Source organism: Dietzia sp. CH92 (genome assembly GCF_032248695.1).
GTDB lineage: Bacteria > Actinomycetota > Actinomycetes > Mycobacteriales > Mycobacteriaceae > Dietzia.
Map to the genome: position 1 here is coordinate 621,218 of NZ_JAVHXC010000003.1, position 15,519 is coordinate 636,736.

Consider the following 15,519-nt stretch of genomic DNA (forward strand, 5'->3'; position numbering starts at 1 on the left):
CACTGCTGCTAGCGTCCGGTCGTACCGGCCCGGGAGGGGTCGCGACGGTGGGGGTTCAGATGACGAACGGCGGGCAGTGGGGGCCGGCGCCCGGGTATCAGCCGCAGGCGCAGCGCGGTGGCTCCGCCGTGGTGCTGGCAGTCGTCGCCGTACTGACGATCCTCGCGATCGCGCTGCTGGGCGTGATCGTCTACCTCGTCCTCCGCCCGGGCGGACCATCCGGCGACGGGCCGGACGGCGTCGCGGCGCAGGCCTCGTCGTCGTCGCCGTCATCACCGTCGACCGAGCCCCCACCGCCCCCGGCGACCGAGACGGCCTACACCACCGTGCCGCCCCGCGAGACGGTCACCGTGACCCGCGAGGCGCCCGCGCCCCGGATCCCGCGCGGCGGCGGACAACCGGCCGGCGCCGACTCCTCCGGGTGGCTCGCGGACCGGGCGGCCCGCTGCAACGCGGGCGACCCGGCCGCCATGATCGGGCGCACCACCCAGGCGTCGTTCTCCATCTGCGTCAACCCCGCCAACGGCCGCTATTACTACCGCGGCTCGTCCGGCGGGGCGGGGGTGGAGATCGACGATCCCACGGTCACCGGATCCCGGGCCGTGGTCACCAACAACGACGTCCTGTACTCGATCGACTCGTCGGGGATGAGCATCTACCAGGGAGGAGACCTCATCTCGAGCCAACCGATGCTCGTCTTCTGGAACGGGTGAGGCGCCCCGGGACACACGCCGGGGACCGCCCGCCAGGCCCCCGTTTTCCTCTTCGCCTCCGGTTCGGCTAATGTTCTCCCGTGCGAAAAGCACGGCCCTGTGGCGCAGTTGGTTAGCGCGCCGCCCTGTCACGGCGGAGGTCGCGGGTTCGAGTCCCGTCAGGGTCGCAGCAGGCAGCGGGCGCATCCGGTACACACCGGATGCGCCCGCTCTCGTCAGCCCGGCCGGCCCGTGGGTTCTGACCCGAGGGCCGGACGCGGGCCGGAGGTCACTCCTTGTTCAGCTTGTCCTGCACCGTCCCGGCAGCCTTCTCGACCGTGTTCGGCAGCTCCGTGGTCCCGTAGAACCGCGCGTCCGGGTGGGTCGGCGGTGGCATCGGCGGGCCCTCGAGCGGCTCGGGCGAGTAGGAGAACTCCCCGTGGCCGTCCGGCGTCGGGCCCGAGGCCCACGAGCCCTCGGCCGCGGCGGCACCGTCGGAGAAGTTGTACATCGTGTACGCGTGCTCCGCGGCCTCCTTCGACTTGGGGAAGTTCGACGGCACGGGCAGTTCCTCCAGGCCCTCGGCCTGCAGCTCGTTGACCGCGGCGAGCCACTGGTTCTGGTGCATGGTGTCGCGGGCGAGCAGGAACGACAGCAGCTCACGGATGCCCGGGTCGTCCGTCATGTGGTACAGCCGCGCCACCTGGACGCGGCCCTGGGACTCGGCGTTGACGTTGGACCACATGTCCGCGAGCAGGTTGCCGCTGGCGGTCACGTAGGCGCCCGACCACGGGTTGCCCATGGAGTCCACCGGGCGCGCGCCGGCGCCGGCGACGATCCCGTGCTGGACATCGGTACCGCCGATGACCGCGGCGACCGCCGGATCGTTCTGAACGGCGGACTCGGTGATGCCGAGCGGGGCGTCCTCGAGCAACTGGGCGACCATCGTCGCGAGCATCTCGACGTGGCCGAACTCCTCGGCGGCGGTGCTGAACAGCAGGTCACGGTACTTGCCCGGGATGTGGGCGTTCCACGCCTGGAAGCTGTACTGCATGGCGACCGTGATCTCGCCGTACTGGCCGCCGATCACCTCCTGCAGCTTCCGGGCGTACACCGCGTCGGGCTTCTCGGGCTTGGACTGGAACTGGAGCTTCTGCTTGTGGATGAACATGCGTTCCCCCTCTGGTCGTGCAGATGGCCCGGACGGCGTCGCCTTCAGCCGTCACCGGAGTGGACCCGACGTTAGGCGTGTCAGTTCCGGCCACAACCGGATGAGATCGGTGCGCACATTAGTGGACACTTGTCTAGATAATGTCCGGCGCTGTTGGGGGTGCTCTCGACCCCGGCAGGGGCGGGCGGGCAAAAACTTGCGTTAACCCCGCGTGTGCGGGCGCGGCCCGAGGCGGGCGGCGATCCCGGCGTGGGTCGAAGAGTACGTGATCAGGAAGTGTTCGAGAGCGAACTGCGCGTGACGGGGGAGGAACGGGGCGACGGGCACGGTGGTGCGTTGCATGACGTGGCGGCCGACGAGGACCCAGGCGGTGAGGTCGTCCTCGGCGTTGAGCCGCGCCACCTCGAGGGCGGCGTCGGCGCGCGACCGGACGCCCCGGACGACCCACGCCCAGAGTCGGGCGTACGGTTCGTGCTCGCTGAACGTGGCGTGGATCCGGTTCCCGTCGAGGTCAAAGACCAGGTGCCCGCGGTCATCGACCACACAGGGGCGGCCGGTGACCCTCTCGATGATCGCCTCGTACCGGGCGCGGGCGTCCTCATGGTCCTCGACCTCCACCGCCACGTCGATGGGGTTGGGGTAGTCGGCGGGATCGCGCCCGACGGGCACGGAGTCGGACCGGATGAGCCTGAGCGCACCGGTGTATCGGCCGACCGTCCCCTCGCAGCGCAGGGTGAGCAGTTGGGGATGCGGCACGTGCAGGCGGTCGCGGCACGCGTCGACCACGGCGCGGGCGATGGAAGTGGGCTCGGCCGGCGCGGTGTGCGCGACCAGCTCCTCGGCGAGCGCGTGGCCGGCGGGCCGGACCGTCACCCAGGCGGCCGCACCGCCGGCCGCGAGCTGGACAACGCACCGTCCCTGCCCTCCGGCCGGTTGTGTGGGGGCGCTGAACTCCATCGCGCCCACCGACCCGGGCCGACGCAGGTGGCCGGCGAGGGTGTGTTCGAAGTCGTGCCACGGGTCGCCGGCCGGACGCAGGGAGGCGCTGCCCGGGCCGAGGCGCTGGTCCCGCATGTCCTCACCCCACCGGCGCGAGCGCGGCGACGTCGTCCACGGCGCGGCGCAGGTCGCGGGAGGCCGGGCAGTCGCCGAGCCGCTCGGCCACCGCGTCGGCGATGGCCCCGTAGAACCACAGTTTCTCCTGCGGGCCCGCGTTGAAGACACCCCACATGTCGTCGCCGAGGCGGCCGTGTGCGGCGACCATCGACCGGAGGTTGTGGATCTTGTCGGCCGCGGAGATGAGCAGGCACTCGGGGGAGTCCTCGGCGAGACGGGCGAGGTAACCCTCCTTGCGGATCCGCCACGGCGGGGTCGCCTCCCCGGCGGTCTTCTCCTCGGACACCCCGCGCACGAGCTCGGTGACGCGCTCGCCGAACTCGGCGGTCATGTCCTCGGCCGAGTACACCGACGGCGGCACGTCCTCGAGCACGTCGTGCAGGAGCGCGGCGACCGCCACCTCTTCGTCGTCGGTGAAATCCGAGACGATCAGGGCCACCGCGACCGGGTGGGCGATGTAGGGCGTCGGTTCGTCCTTGCGGGTCTGACCTGCGTGGCAGCGGGCGGCGACCGCGAGCGCGCGGTCGAGGGTCGGGGTCCAGGTGAGCGGCACGGTGCACTCCTCGAGGGGAGGGTTCCCGGCGTCGGGCGACGCCGCCGGGTGGTGGGGTGACGCCGGTCTGGCCGGCGCCCCTTCCACATCCTGAGTAGACACCACGGGTACGACACGAGGGAACCGTTTGGTGCGCCCGGTCCGTCGAAAGGGGTGACGGCGCCCGGAGACGGGCGCGGGGGTAGGGGCGACGGACAGCGCGCCCGGGTCGACGACGACGAGGAGTTCGGTGTGCCGGACAGGGCGATCAGAGCGCACAACGGGAAGTTCGCGAGGGCCGGGCGATGAGCTACTCGGTCGGGGATGTCCGGCGGTGGGAGGTCGCCGCTCTGACGGGTGCTGCTGACGCCGTCACTTCCCGGGTGGGGGAGGCGGCGGAGGCACGCCGAGGCCTCGTCAGCGGCGGCGAGGCGCTCGACGAGGGCTGGGATGGCCGGGCGGCGGATGCGGTTCTGGGCGCCGTGGAGAGCGAGAAGGCCCACGTCACCCGCTTGGCAGACGGGCTTGAGGACCTGGCTGACGCGCTGGCGAGGGCGCACGCCGCTCTGGGCCCGGACGACCCGTGTCCCGGCCGCGGCGTGGACGCGATCACGGGAGCGATGTCTGGGGGATACCCGGCTCGTGCTGACGAACTCGACCCGGCCACCAGGGGCAGACACACGCGCAACCCGGCGCCCGATGACTTCGGGCGCGCGGCGAGTAGCGGGTTGCGATGGTTCGGAAGGGTCGCCGGTGCGGCCGGAGGCGGGCTTACGGTGTACGACGGCGTCCGAGCCCATGCGGGGGGAAGACGTCTACTCGCGAGGCGGTCATCGAGACCGGCTCCGCGCTGACCGGAGGCATGGCCTGCGGGTTTGCGGCCGGGGCTGCGGCGGGATCCTTCTTCGGGCCGGTGGGCACCTTCATCGGTGCAGGTATCGGCGCTGCCGTCGGGACCTACCTGGGGCAGCGGGCGGGCGATGCGGTGCACGAGGAGTTCTTCGACGAACGAACGGAGCGATGAGATGGCGGAGCGATACGAGGACGAGCTGTCCGAGCCGCGTCCTGATCGGATAGGTGCGTACGAGCACCCGGCTCTTGAACCGGAACCCGGATATTGGGCCGGGCAGTGGGCGGAGTTCAAGCGCCTCGCCGCGCGTTCGTGGAAGCACCACGGTGCCAGGGAGGGTGTCATCCTCGGGCTACTGATCATCCTCATCGGCATCGTCGGTGGCCCGCTGTTCGGGTGGAACTGACAGTGGGGTCTCGTGACGAAGACCGGCGCCGCCAGCACCTCGAGGACGGGCTATCCGAACCGCCCCGCGGCCGGGAAGGCGCGTACGAGCACCCGGCTCTTGAACCGGAACCCGGGTATTGGGCCGGTCGGTGGGCGGAGTTCAAACGACTTTTCGCCCGCTCATGGCATGAGCATGGCACCAAGGAAGGCGTCGTCATAGGAATGCTGATGGTCATTATCGGCATCGTCTGGAGCGCGCTTGGGTGGGACTGACAGTGGAGTCTCGTGACGAAGACCGGCGCCGCCAGGAATGGACCCGGCTCGTGAACCGTAGCTCGGTCGTCGAACCAGGCCAGCCTAGATCAGAACGTCTTGGCGTCGATCACGAACCGGTAGCGCACGTCGGAGCTCACCACGCGGTCCCAGGCCTCGTTGATCTGATCGGCCGAGATGAGTTCGATCTGTGCGGTGATCCCGTGCTCGGCGCAGAAGTCCAGCATCTCCTGCGTCTCGGGGATACCGCCGATCATCGAGCCGGTGAGGATCTTGCGGCCGCCGGTCACCGATCCCGCCCGCAGGGACATCGGCTCGCTCGGGATGCCGATCTCCACCATGGCGCCGCGGGGCTTGAGCATGGCCAGGCAACGGTCCAGGGGCAGGTTGGCGGAGACGGTGTTGAGGATGACGTCAAAGCTGCCCCGGAGCGCGCGCAGGTTCTCTTTGCCCTCGTTGCCGGCGGTCGCGTAGTGCTCCACGGCGCCGAACTTCAGCGAGTCGTCGCGCTTGGAGGTGCTCTGGGACAGCACGGTGACCTCGGCGCCCATGGCCACGGCGAGCTGCACGCCCACGTGCCCGAGCCCGCCCATGCCGATCACGGCGACCTTCGTGCCGGGGCCGACGTTCCATTGCCGCAGGGGCGAGTACATGGTGATCCCGGCGCACAGCAGCGGCGCGGCGGCGGCCGGGTCGAGGCCCTCGGGGACGGAGACGACCATGCGTTCCTCCACCACGATGTGCGTGGAATAGCCGCCGTTGGTGACAGGGCCCTCCGGGTCGCCCTCGGGGAGCGGGGAGCCGTAGGTCGCGGTGGCCCCGACCTCGCACTCCTGCTCCTGGCCGGCCTCGCAGGCGGAGCACTGGTGGCAGGCGCCGACCAGGCAGCCGACGCCCACGCGGTCGCCGACCTTGTGCCGGGTCACCGCGGATCCGACCTCACGGACGATTCCCACGATCTCGTGGCCCGTCGTCACCGGGTAGAGAGTGCGCCCCCATTCGCCGCGCGCGTGGTGGATGTCCGAGTGGCAGATGCCGGCGAACTCGATCTCGATGAGCACGTCCTCGGCCCCGGTGTCGCGGCGGCGGATGGTGGTCTTCTCCAGCGGCGCGTCGGGTGCGACGGCGGTGACGGCGGCGACGTCCATGTGGTCTCCCGTAGATCGAGGGCAGGGCTGGCGCCACAGTAGCGATCCGGCGCGGAGCAGGTCGTCTGCCCAGATGAGAGGCGCGAGGATCGACGTGAGAACTCGTGGGAACCGTCTTGCGCGCCCGGCCCGTCGTACTGGGTGACGGCCGCTGGGCGGCCGAGATGTGAGAACGACGAGGTTACGACGACGACGACGAGGAGTTCAGGTGCCCGACGGGACGATCAGGGCGGATGCCCCGAGGATCGCCGGGGCGGTCTCCGTGTTCCGCGACGCCGGGGAGATGGCCGGGCGCATCGCGTTCGACGAGGTCGCCGCGAACGTGGGGGAGGGTCTGCCCGGAGGGTCGGCGATCGCGCAGGCTCTGGACCGGGCCTGCGGCGCGGCAGCGGTGTGCGCCTCGCGGAGTGCCGGGCGGCTCGGTGGCCTGGCGGACTTCGCGCACGAGGCGCACCGGTTTCTGGAGGCCTCCGATGAGGAGTTCGCGGCCCTACTCGGTTCGGTGGCCGGGCGATGAGTCACGCGGTGGGGGACCTCGTCCGGTGGAACCCCGGGGCGCTTCTGGCGGCGGGAGAGACGGTGTCGGAGAGGGTGTCCGCGGCCGACGGGGCCCGCCGGGTTCTGGAGGACGGGGCCGGGCTGCTGGACGAGGGGTGGGTGGGACAGTCCGCCGACGCGGTTCTCGATGCGGTGGAGAACGAGAAGAGGCACGTCGCGGCGCTCGCGATGGGACTCGAGGACCTCGAGGACGCGTTGCGGCGGGCCGCCGAAGCGCTGCGCTCCGCGCTCGCGACGCTGCAGGACCGGCTCGCCGACGCGGAGGCTGTCGGCCTTCGGGTAATCGGCGACTCGCTGACCTGGGCCGAACGCCGCGGCGACTCGGATCAGGCGACTCTGGACCTTCACGCCGAGGCGATCAGTGGCGCGATCGAGACGGTGCGTTCGCTCGACGAGCACTACGCGAGGGAGATCGACGAGATCGCGGGCGCACTCCACTACGCGATCCCGCCGGCGGTCGACCGCTCGCCCATCCCCGGCCCGGACGATCCGTGGCCGGGCCGAGGCGTGGACGCCATGACGGGCGCGATGTCCGAAGCGCTGCCGAAGCGGGCTGACGAGTTGGATCCGGCGACCCGGGGCAGGCACGTGAGGAACCCCGCCCCCGATGAATTCGGGCGACCGGCAGCCACCGGACTTCGGTTGCTCGGAAAGGTCGCCGGCCCGTTAGGTGGCGGACTCACGGTGTACGACGGACTGAAGGCGCATGCCGAGGGCAAGACGTCGACCGCGGAGGCGGTGGCGGAGACAACTGGGGCGCTCGGAGGCGGGATGCTCGGCGGGGCTGCGGCCGGCGCGGTTGCCGGGACGATGTTCGGGCCGCTGGGCACGTTCATCGGGGCGGGGATAGGTGCCGCAGTGGGGACCTACCTGGGTCAGAAGACGGGCGATCTGGTGCACGAGAAATTATCCGATGACCATGCGAACAGGTGAGATGACCATGCGACATTACGACGAGCACCACGAGCCGCAGCGGGACCGGGAGGGCGCATACGAGTACCCCGCCCTCGAACCCGAACCAGGTTATTGGGCGGGTCGCTGGGCGGAGTTCAAGCGCTTGTTCGCCCAGTCCTGGAACAACGGGTATGTCAAGGAGACGGTCATCCTCTGCGCTGTGGTCTGGGTGGTGACGGTGTTCGGGATGGCGTTTCTCGGCTGGCGCTGAGACGAACTCCCGTCCGTCGGTAACCCCTGACGGACGTCAGCCCACGTGTCTATGATCCAGATCACACTCACGTCTGTGAAGGAAAACCCACATGGCTGACACCGTCCGCGAACAACTCCGCCGCCACGCCGACTCGGACTCCATCGCGATCCGCTACGAGGACACCTCGATCACCTGGCGCGACTACCTCGCCGGCGCCGACGCACGGGCGGGCGCGGTCACCGCGATGCTGGACCCCGACCGCCCCCTCCACGTCGCGACGCTGCTGGAGAACACGCCGGAGATGCTCTACGCGCTGGCGGCCGGAGCGGCGGGCGGTTACGTCACCGTCGGCCTCAACGCCACCCGTCGCGGCGAAGGCCTCGCCCGTGACATCCGCAAGTCCGAGTGCCAGGTCATCCTCACCGACTCCGAGCTCAAGCACCTGCTGGACGGCCTCGACCTGGGGCAGGTCAGCGTGATCGACACCGACTCCGACGAGTGGGTGGCCCTGGTGGCGGCCTCGTCGGCGCCGCAGGACCCGCCCCCGGCCGAGGCGATGGACCCGTTCATGCTCATCTTCACCTCCGGCACCTCGGGCGACCCGAAGGCGGTGCAGGTCGGCAACTTCACCGTGACGATGTCCGGCGAGAACCTCGCCCAGAACTTCGGCCTGACCCCGGACGACGTCGCGTATCTGTCCATGCCGCTGTTCCACTCCAACGCCATCATGGGCGGCTTCTCCCCGGCCATCGCGGCGGGCGCGACCATGGCGCTGGCCCGCCGCTTCAGCGCGTCCCGCTTCGGCGACGACATCCGCCGCTACGGCGTCACCTACATGAACTACGTCGGCAAGCCGCTGGCCTACATCCTCGACACCCCGGCGCGCCCGGACGACGCGCAGACCACCCTGCGCGCGGCCTTCGGCAACGAGGCGGCCGCCAAGGACATCCCGGCGTTCGCCGAGCGCTTCGGCTGCCGCGTCTGGGACGCCTACGGCTCCACGGAACTGGCGATCATCATCACGCGGACCGAGGAGTCGCCGCTCGAGTCGATCGGGGTGCCGTTCCCGGGGGTCGCCGTGTACGACCCCGTCACCGGCCGGGAGTGTCCGCGCGCGGTCTACGACGACGACGGCAAGGTGGTCAACCTCGACGAGTGTGTGGGCGAACTCGTCAACACCGAAGGGGCGGGGTTCTTCGCCGGCTACTACAACGACGACAAGTCGACCTCGGACCGGATGAGGGACGGGATGTACTGGTCGGGCGACCTGGCCTACCGCGACGCGGACGGCTTCATCTACATGGCCGGCCGCAGCGGGGACTGGCTGCGCGTCGACGGCGAGAACATGGCCACCGGCATCGTCGAGGAGATCCTGCTCCGCCACCCGGCGGTGTCCCGGGTCGCGGTCTACGGTCTGCCCGACCCGCGCGGGGTGGGCGACCAGCTCGCCGCGGCGATCGTCCCGCGCCACGACTCGACGCTCGACCCGGCCGGGCTGGAGGAGTTCCTCGCCGCGCAGCCGGACCTCTCGCCCAAGGCGTGGCCGCGGTGGGTGCGGATCGCCTCGGAACTGCCGACCACGGCCACCAACAAGATCCTCAAGCGCGAGCTCATCCGGCAGGGCGTGGGGGCCGCCACCGAGGGCACGGACACCTGGTGGGAGCGCGCCGAGCGGGGCACCGCGTACTCGGAGCTCGCCGGGGCGGGCGTGTAGGCCGCATGGTCCACGTCGTCACCCGGTTCGACTTCCGCGCGCCCGGCGCCGGCCCCGAGGAGCGCCGGGACCGGTACCGGGCGGCCCTCGAGATGGCCCGGTACGCCGAGGAGAGCGGCCACGACGCGGTCAACCTGTCCGAGCACCACGCCTCGGAGGACGGCTACCTGCCGTCGCCGCTCATCGCGGCGTCGGCGGTCGCGGCGGTCACGAGCCGGATCCCCATCACGGTCTGGGCGATCATCGCGCCGCTGTACGACCCTGTCCGCCTGGCGGAGGACATCTCGGTGCTCGACCACATCGCCTCCGGACGGGTGAGCTTCACGTTCGGCCTCGGCTACCGGCCCGTCGAGTACGCCCTGCACTCCCGCGACTGGCGCAACCGCGGCGCCCGTCTCGACGCGCAGCTGCAGACGATGCTCGCCGCATGGCGGGGCGAGGCCGTCGGCGACGTCCCGGTGGACGGCTCCCCGCGGTCCTCGCCCACCCCGAGACCGTTCTCCGCTCCCCACCCCCTGATCTTCCTCGGTGGCGGGGGCGCGGCCGCACGGCGGGCCGGGCGTCTCGGCATGCACTACCAGCCGCAGCTCGACGATCCCGAGCTCACCGCGCTCTACCGGGCGGAATGCCTCGCCCACGGGCACCGGCCGGGCCTCGTCGTCGCCCCCGTACCCGGCCCCGCCACGGTGTTCTGCGCCGACGACCCCGACGAGTTCTGGGCGCGCCACGGCCACCACCTGCTCGCCGACGCCGAGGGCTACCGCGCGTGGCAACCCGGCGGCGCGCGGCCCGGCGCGCGAGCCCCCGGGACGCGCAGCTCCTTCGTCCACTCCGACGCCCGCACCGTCGACGAGCTCCGCGAGGAGGGCGTCTACGTCGTGGCGCCCCCCGACCAACTCGTCCGGCTCGTGCGCGACGGCGACCTGCGGCTCATCACCAACCACCCGCTGTGCGGCGGCATCCCCCTCGAGGTCGGGTGGGAATCGCTGCGGCTCATCGGCGAGCGCGTCCTGCCGGAGATCCGGTGAGCGCGCGGCCGCGCCCGTAGTCTCGGCTGATGAGCACCGCGCCCGCCCGCTCCCTGTCCGCCCGCCCCCTGTCCGCCCGCTCCCGGACCGTCGGCTACTGGGCGATGCCCACCGCCCTCGCCGCGATGGGGGTGCTGCACTTCGTCACACCGCGGCCGTTCGACGGGCTCATCCCGCCGGAGCTGCCCGGCAGCCGCCGCGCGTGGACGTACGGTTCGGGCGTCGCGGAGCTCGCGGTCGCCAGCCTGCTCGCCGTCCCGCGCACGCGTCGGCTGGGCGGCGCCGCCGCGACCGCACTGTTCGTCGGCGTCTTCCCCGGCAACCTGCAGATGATCCGCGCCTGGCGCCGCAAGCCCGTGTGGCCGTACCAGGTCATCGCGTGGGGACGGCTGCCCCTGCAGGTGCCGATGATCGTCGCCGCCGACCGCATCCGCCGCGGCGCCTGACGCGACCTACGCCTCGCGCTTCTCCCACGCGGCCCCGTCCTCCCATGCCGCCCCGTCCTCCCACGCGCTGATGCGCGCGAGGGCGTCGCGCGAGACGTCGGCCGGCGCGAAAGACGACTCGATCGACGTCCGCGCGACCTTGACGAGCAGCCCCTCGGGCACGCCCATCCGCTCGTGGGCGGCCACGTATTCGTCCACCACGTCCACTCCGAACAGCAGCGGGTCGTCCGCGCCGATCGAGCACCGCACGCCGGCCGCGAGCAGCGCGGGCAGGGGATGCTCCTCGAGCGAGGGGCTCACGCCCAGCACGACGTTCGACGTGGGACACACGTCGAGGCACGTGCCCCGCTCGGCGAGCAGCTCGAGGACACGAGGGTCCTCCACCGCGCGCACGCCGTGTTGGATCCGGTCCACGCCCAGCTCGACGGCCGCCCGTACCTCGTCAGGACCGCCCAGCTCACCGGAGTGCGGCACCACGCCGAGGCCCGCGTCGCGCGCGATCGCGAACGCCTCCGCCGCCGCGGCGACTGAACTGTCCCGCTCGTCGGCGACCAACCCCACCGCCACGACGCCCCGGTCGGCGAACCGCGCGGCCAACCGGGCCGCCTCCACGGCGTGATCCGGCCCGGCACCGCGGTCGATGCTCACGATCGCCCCGGTCCACACACCGTGACGCCGCCCCGCCTCGGCCATGACGGGCAGCTGGAACTCGAGGGCCTCCTCGGCCGAACCGAACGCCACGGCCTTCTCGGGGATCGAGGCGAACTCGAGCGCCACGACGCCCTGCGCGGCGGCATCGGCGATGACCTCGTCGAGCAGCCGCTCGACCCGTTCCGGGGTGCGCAGGAGACCGATGAGCAGGCCGTACGCGTCGAGGAACCGCGTGAAATCCGGGTAGTCGACCAGCGGCGGAACCTCCAGCCCGTCCTCGGCGCACCACTGCCGCAGGGTCGCCTCGCGCATCGCCGCCTCGAGGTGGACGTGCAGGTGCGCCTTGGGCAGCGCGGTGACGCTGCGGCGGAGGTCGGCGCGGCGGGCGGCGTCGCTCATTCCTGGGCCTTGACCTCGCGGGCCTCGTCGGCGATGTGCTGGTGGGTGATGGGGTCGGAGCCGTCCCAGGCCGTGATGTTCTTCGCCCGAGGCAGGTCGTCGCGGTGGAACACCGGGTTGTGACCCTTCACCTTTTGCTGGAGGTAATGGCGCAGCAGGGCCACAGCGAGCCCACCGAGCGGGATGATAGCGATGAGGTTGATGGTGGCCATGAAGCCCATGAACAGGTCCGCCAGGCCCCACACGAGGTCCACCGAGCCGAGCGCACCGCCGACCACCGCGAGCAGGACGAGCGCGCGGAAGATGTTGATCGCCCGGGGGCTGTCGCGCAGGAAGTTGATGTTGGCCTCGCCGTAGTACGAGTTGCCGAGGATCGACGAGAACGCGAGGAAGAAGATCACCACGGTGAGGAACGGCACGCCCCAGTCGCCGACCTGCGAGGCCAGCGAGTCCTGGGTGAGCGAGATGCCCTCGCGGTCGCCGCCGAATTCGGGGTCGGCGAGCAGGATGATGAACGCGGTCGCCGAGCAGACGACGAGGGTGTCGAAGTACACGCCGAGCGACTGGACCAGGCCCTGCTTGACGGGGTGGGAGACCGATGCGGTCGCCGCGGCGTTGGGGACCGAGCCCATGCCGGCCTCGTTGGAGAAGAGGCCGCGGCGCATACCCTGCATGATCGCCGCGCCGATGGTGGCGCCGGCGATCTCGCGGAACCCGAGCGCGTGGCCCACGATGAGGCCGATCATGTCGGGGACCTCGGTGATGTTGATCGCGACGACGATGAGGGCGACGACGACGTAGGCCGCGGCCATCAACGGGACCAGGATCTCGGTGACCGCGGACAGGCGCCGGACGCCACCGAAGATGACGAGGCCCGTCACGACCGCCAGCGCCACGCCGATGGCGATGCCGGCCCCGGTGCCCTCGAGGTCGAACTGGTTGCGGACCGACTCGGAGATGGAATTGGCCTGGACCGCGTTGAACACGAAGCCGTAGGTGACGGTGATGATCACCGCGAACGCCACCGCCACGCGCTTCCAGCCGAGGCCGTCGCGGATGTAGTAGGCCGGCCCGCCGATGTACGAGTCCTTGCCCTTAATCTTGTACAGCTGCGCGAGAGTCGACTCGATGAACGCGGTGGCGCCACCGATGATCGCGATGAGCCACATCCAGAACACCGCGCCCGGGCCGCCGACGGTGATGGCGATGGCCACACCCGCGACGTTGCCGGTGCCGACCCGGGACGCCGCCGAGATGGTGAAGGCCCGGAAGGCGGAGATGCCCTTCTTGCCCTCATCGATGTCGGACGGCTTCTCCGTGATGGTCCGCAGCATCTCCGGGAACAGCCGGATCTGCACGATCAGGGTGGTCACGGAGAAGTACAGGCCGGCGATCACCAGCAGGGCGATGACGCCGTACCAGTAGACGTCGTTGACACTTGCGACGAGCTCGGTGAGTTGGGTCACGGGTCGACACTAACGGATGGACCGCCCCGTCACCTGACCTCCTAGGCTGGGAGAGTGACTGATGCGGGACCGAGACACACGCATGGCGGAACGGGCACGACGGTGGAACCGACCGCCCCGGACGTCGCGCTGCTCTTCGAGGGCGGTGGCATGCGGGCCGTTCACACGGCCGGGGTCGTAGAGACCCTGATCGAGGCGGGTATCCACACGGGCCTCGCCGCGGGGATCTCGGCCGGGGCGTCTCATCTGGCGAACTACCTCTCCCGCGACGCCGTCCGCGCCCGGAAGAGCTTCGTGGAGATGGCTGCCGACCCGAACTTCGGCGACTGGCGCAGCTTCGCCCGCGGCAAGGGCCTGTTCAACGCTGAGTACATCTACGAGCAGGCCGGCCTTCCGGACCAGATCCTGCCGTACGACTTCGAGGCGTTCGAGTCCAGTGGCACCGCCGCCCGTATCGGCACGTTTCGCTGCTCTGACGGCGAGACGGTCTTCTGGACCGAGGACGACGTCGACACGATGGCCGATCTCATGCGGATGGTGCGGTCCTCGTCGACCATGCCGGTGTGGATGCCGCCCGTGCTGATCGACGGCGAGTACTACGTCGACGGGGCCCTGGGCCATGACGGGGGGATCCCGCTCTCGGCGGCGCGCGATGCCGGGTACGAGAAGTTCCTCGTCGTGCTCACCCAGCCGAAGGGGTACCGGAAGATCCCGCCGCGCCGGTTGACCCCGTTCTACCGTTCGTACTTCCGGCGATTCCCCGCGGTGGGGGAGGCGCTCCTGCACCGGTGGGCGCTGTACAACGAGACCCTCGACGAGATCGAGGCCCTGGAGGAGTCCGGCGACGCGCTGGTTTTTCGTCCGGATCGGGTGCTCATCAGGAGCTATGAGCGCCGGGTCGACCGTCTCGCCGAGGCGTACGTCCTCGGGCGTGAACAGGCCCGCCGTGAGGTCGACACGTGGCTGGAGTTCTGCGGACTCTGAGCCGTGCGGATCCCGGCGGACGCGGAAATGCGCGTCGCCGCGGTCGCGTTCAGGGCACGACCGCGGCGACGCGGGAAGTAGGTGGGGTCAGGAGCCGAAGAGCGCGGCGCCGCCGGCGAGTGTGGTGAGAACGTACGCGGGCAGACGGAGCAGGCCATCGATCGCGGCCGAGCCGAACGGCGCGGGAACGAGGTCGCCGGAACCTGTTGCGAGGCCGGCCCAGAAGTCAGAGAAGGAGCCCNGCCGCCGGCGAGTGTGGTGAGAACGTACGCGGGCAGACGGAGCAGGCCATCGATCGCGGCCGAGCCGAACGGCGCGGGAACGAGGTCGCCGGAACCTGTTGCGAGGCCGGCCCAGAAGTCAGAGAAGGAGCCCGTATCCATGTCGTGTCCTTTCGACGTGACGTACCCACTGTCTGTGGGCTACACCACAAGAAGCTACGACCGCCACAGGCGTGGCGCCACCGCGAAATCGTCAATCGCCCGGCCCTCTCGGCGGTACTAAGGAAATTGCAAGGCGGCCACCTGCGCACTCCGGCGATCATGAGGAAATGGCCACGCACGAGGAGTTTCGCTCAGCTTGCATTGCGGCTCCAGGCGTAGCGGCGCCCGCATCCTCGAGGGTTCCGCGCGCGGCCACTGAGTTTCGCGCTTTGCGACTCCAGGTCGTCTTCGGCGTAGCCCTTGTGGTGGCGAACACTCGTGCGTAGAATAGAACACGTATTCGACACGATGTGCGGCCGGGGGCCGCGCGGGCGAGGCGCACCGACAAGGGGGGTGGGGGCATGGCAGGTCGATCTGGCGAGGCGGCCGGTGGCGCTGCCGACCCCACCTCCGGTAGCGCTTCGGTGTTGGTGGGGTTGCGGGCGGCGGCGCACCAGGGGTGGGCGGCGGAGAACCGCGCCGCCGCCGGGCGCCTGGTGGCGTGCTACCAGCTGCTGCAGGCGTGCCTGGCCGA

The 15,519-nt window shown here is 70.8% G+C and carries 17 protein-coding genes and 1 tRNA gene; 12 read left to right on the plus strand and 6 right to left on the minus strand.

The window, feature by feature from the left end; all coding sequences use genetic code 11:
* The first annotated feature begins 59 nt into the window (after positions 1-59).
* Together RWK90_RS09270 and RWK90_RS09275 are read left to right on the plus strand one after the other, a co-directional pair.
* On the plus strand, positions 60-713 hold the full coding sequence (locus RWK90_RS09270) for a hypothetical protein (protein WP_314037036.1): 654 nt from the start codon (positions 60-62) through the stop codon (positions 711-713).
* Positions 714-806: 93 nt separating this feature from the next.
* Positions 807-880: transfer RNA gene (locus RWK90_RS09275), tRNA-Asp, on the plus strand.
* A 101-nt stretch (positions 881-981) separates the two neighbouring features.
* Here the strand turns inward: RWK90_RS09275 and RWK90_RS09280 are convergent.
* The 3 genes from RWK90_RS09280 to RWK90_RS09290 all read right to left on the minus strand — a co-directional run bounded on the left by RWK90_RS09280 (position 982) and on the right by RWK90_RS09290 (position 3,532).
* The gene (locus RWK90_RS09280) at positions 982-1,863 is read right to left on the minus strand and encodes a manganese catalase family protein (protein ID WP_314037038.1); all 882 of its coding nucleotides are present in this window, start codon (positions 1,861-1,863) and stop codon (positions 982-984) included.
* 201 nt (positions 1,864-2,064) lie between these two features.
* Positions 2,065-2,937, minus strand: a complete 873-nt coding sequence (locus RWK90_RS09285) for a T3SS (YopN, CesT) and YbjN peptide-binding chaperone 1 (RefSeq protein ID WP_314037040.1) — start codon at positions 2,935-2,937, stop codon at positions 2,065-2,067.
* 4 nt (positions 2,938-2,941) lie between these two features.
* Complete coding sequence (locus tag RWK90_RS09290) at positions 2,942-3,532, minus strand: HD domain-containing protein (protein WP_314037042.1); 591 nt, start codon at positions 3,530-3,532, stop codon at positions 2,942-2,944.
* A 284-nt stretch (positions 3,533-3,816) separates the two neighbouring features.
* On the opposite strand from RWK90_RS09290, the gene RWK90_RS09295 reads away from it, so the two are divergent.
* From RWK90_RS09295 to RWK90_RS09300, 3 genes are read left to right on the plus strand one after another with little or no spacing between them, the layout of a single operon-like run.
* Positions 3,817-4,365 carry a WXG100 family type VII secretion target gene (locus tag RWK90_RS09295; RefSeq protein WP_314037044.1) on the plus strand — a complete coding sequence of 183 codons (549 nt, stop codon included), beginning with the start codon at positions 3,817-3,819 and terminating at the stop codon, positions 4,363-4,365.
* A gap of 8 nt (positions 4,366-4,373) precedes the next feature.
* Positions 4,374-4,535 (plus strand): glycine zipper domain-containing protein, encoded by a 162-nt coding sequence (locus tag RWK90_RS17370; RefSeq protein WP_396230293.1) that lies wholly within the window; start codon positions 4,374-4,376, stop codon positions 4,533-4,535.
* 1 nt (position 4,536) lies between these two features.
* Complete coding sequence (locus tag RWK90_RS09300; protein WP_314037046.1) at positions 4,537-4,767, plus strand: hypothetical protein; 231 nt, start codon at positions 4,537-4,539, stop codon at positions 4,765-4,767.
* Between the two features lie 343 nt (positions 4,768-5,110).
* On the opposite strand, the gene RWK90_RS09305 is transcribed toward RWK90_RS09300, so the two are convergent.
* Complete coding sequence (locus RWK90_RS09305; protein WP_314037048.1) at positions 5,111-6,169, minus strand: NAD(P)-dependent alcohol dehydrogenase; 1,059 nt, start codon at positions 6,167-6,169, stop codon at positions 5,111-5,113.
* Positions 6,170-6,377: 208 nt separating this feature from the next.
* On the opposite strand from RWK90_RS09305, the gene RWK90_RS09310 reads away from it, so the two are divergent.
* From RWK90_RS09310 to RWK90_RS09335, 6 genes are all read left to right on the plus strand, one after another.
* The gene (locus tag RWK90_RS09310) at positions 6,378-6,686 is read left to right on the plus strand and encodes a hypothetical protein (protein ID WP_314037050.1); all 309 of its coding nucleotides are present in this window, start codon (positions 6,378-6,380) and stop codon (positions 6,684-6,686) included.
* A complete protein-coding gene (locus RWK90_RS09315; RefSeq protein WP_314037052.1) occupies positions 6,683-7,660 on the plus strand; it encodes a WXG100 family type VII secretion target in 978 nt (325 codons plus the stop codon). Before RWK90_RS09310 ends, RWK90_RS09315 begins: the two co-directional genes overlap by 4 nt.
* Position 7,661: 1 nt before the next feature.
* A complete protein-coding gene (locus tag RWK90_RS09320) occupies positions 7,662-7,892 on the plus strand; it encodes a hypothetical protein (protein ID WP_314037054.1) in 231 nt (76 codons plus the stop codon).
* Between the two features lie 91 nt (positions 7,893-7,983).
* Positions 7,984-9,588 (plus strand): AMP-binding protein, encoded by a 1,605-nt coding sequence (locus RWK90_RS09325; RefSeq protein WP_314037056.1) that lies wholly within the window; start codon positions 7,984-7,986, stop codon positions 9,586-9,588.
* A 5-nt stretch (positions 9,589-9,593) separates the two neighbouring features.
* Positions 9,594-10,616, plus strand: coding sequence for an LLM class flavin-dependent oxidoreductase (locus RWK90_RS09330; protein ID WP_314037058.1), 1,023 nt, complete (start codon positions 9,594-9,596; stop codon positions 10,614-10,616).
* Between the two features lie 53 nt (positions 10,617-10,669).
* Entirely contained in the window at positions 10,670-11,062 is a 393-nt protein-coding gene (locus tag RWK90_RS09335) for a hypothetical protein (RefSeq protein WP_396230307.1), read from the plus strand.
* Positions 11,063-11,068: 6 nt separating this feature from the next.
* Here RWK90_RS09335 and add read toward each other — a convergent pair whose 3' ends face one another.
* Both add and RWK90_RS09345 read right to left on the minus strand, forming a co-directional pair.
* Positions 11,069-12,112: an adenosine deaminase gene (gene add, locus RWK90_RS09340; RefSeq protein ID WP_314037060.1), complete on the minus strand. Its 1,044-nt coding sequence runs from the start codon at positions 12,110-12,112 to the stop codon at positions 11,069-11,071.
* On the minus strand, positions 12,109-13,578 hold the full coding sequence (locus RWK90_RS09345) for an alanine/glycine:cation symporter family protein (protein WP_314037062.1): 1,470 nt from the start codon (positions 13,576-13,578) through the stop codon (positions 12,109-12,111). The genes add and RWK90_RS09345 overlap by 4 nt, the downstream gene beginning before the upstream one ends.
* A 102-nt stretch (positions 13,579-13,680) precedes the next feature.
* Here RWK90_RS09345 and RWK90_RS09350 point away from each other — a divergent pair, with 102 nt between their 5' ends.
* Positions 13,681-14,562, plus strand: coding sequence for a patatin family protein (locus RWK90_RS09350; protein WP_314037064.1), 882 nt, complete (start codon positions 13,681-13,683; stop codon positions 14,560-14,562).
* The last annotated feature ends 957 nt before the right edge of the window (positions 14,563-15,519 follow it).

Coding starts and splice junctions, on each gene's coding strand:
- RWK90_RS09270 (WP_314037036.1), top strand. CDS start 60: ATGACGAACGGCGGGCAGTGGGGGCCGGCGCCCGGGTATCAGCCGCAG.
- RWK90_RS09280 (WP_314037038.1), bottom strand. CDS start 1,863: ATGTTCATCCACAAGCAGAAGCTCCAGTTCCAGTCCAAGCCCGAGAAG.
- RWK90_RS09285 (WP_314037040.1), bottom strand. CDS start 2,937: ATGCGGGACCAGCGCCTCGGCCCGGGCAGCGCCTCCCTGCGTCCGGCC.
- RWK90_RS09295 (WP_314037044.1), top strand. CDS start 3,817: ATGAGCTACTCGGTCGGGGATGTCCGGCGGTGGGAGGTCGCCGCTCTG.
- RWK90_RS17370 (WP_396230293.1), top strand. CDS start 4,374: ATGGCCTGCGGGTTTGCGGCCGGGGCTGCGGCGGGATCCTTCTTCGGG.
- RWK90_RS09300 (WP_314037046.1), top strand. CDS start 4,537: ATGGCGGAGCGATACGAGGACGAGCTGTCCGAGCCGCGTCCTGATCGG.
- RWK90_RS09305 (WP_314037048.1), bottom strand. CDS start 6,169: ATGGACGTCGCCGCCGTCACCGCCGTCGCACCCGACGCGCCGCTGGAG.
- RWK90_RS09315 (WP_314037052.1), top strand. CDS start 6,683: ATGAGTCACGCGGTGGGGGACCTCGTCCGGTGGAACCCCGGGGCGCTT.
- RWK90_RS09320 (WP_314037054.1), top strand. CDS start 7,662: ATGACCATGCGACATTACGACGAGCACCACGAGCCGCAGCGGGACCGG.
- RWK90_RS09325 (WP_314037056.1), top strand. CDS start 7,984: ATGGCTGACACCGTCCGCGAACAACTCCGCCGCCACGCCGACTCGGAC.
- RWK90_RS09330 (WP_314037058.1), top strand. CDS start 9,594: ATGGTCCACGTCGTCACCCGGTTCGACTTCCGCGCGCCCGGCGCCGGC.
- add (WP_314037060.1), bottom strand. CDS start 12,112: ATGAGCGACGCCGCCCGCCGCGCCGACCTCCGCCGCAGCGTCACCGCG.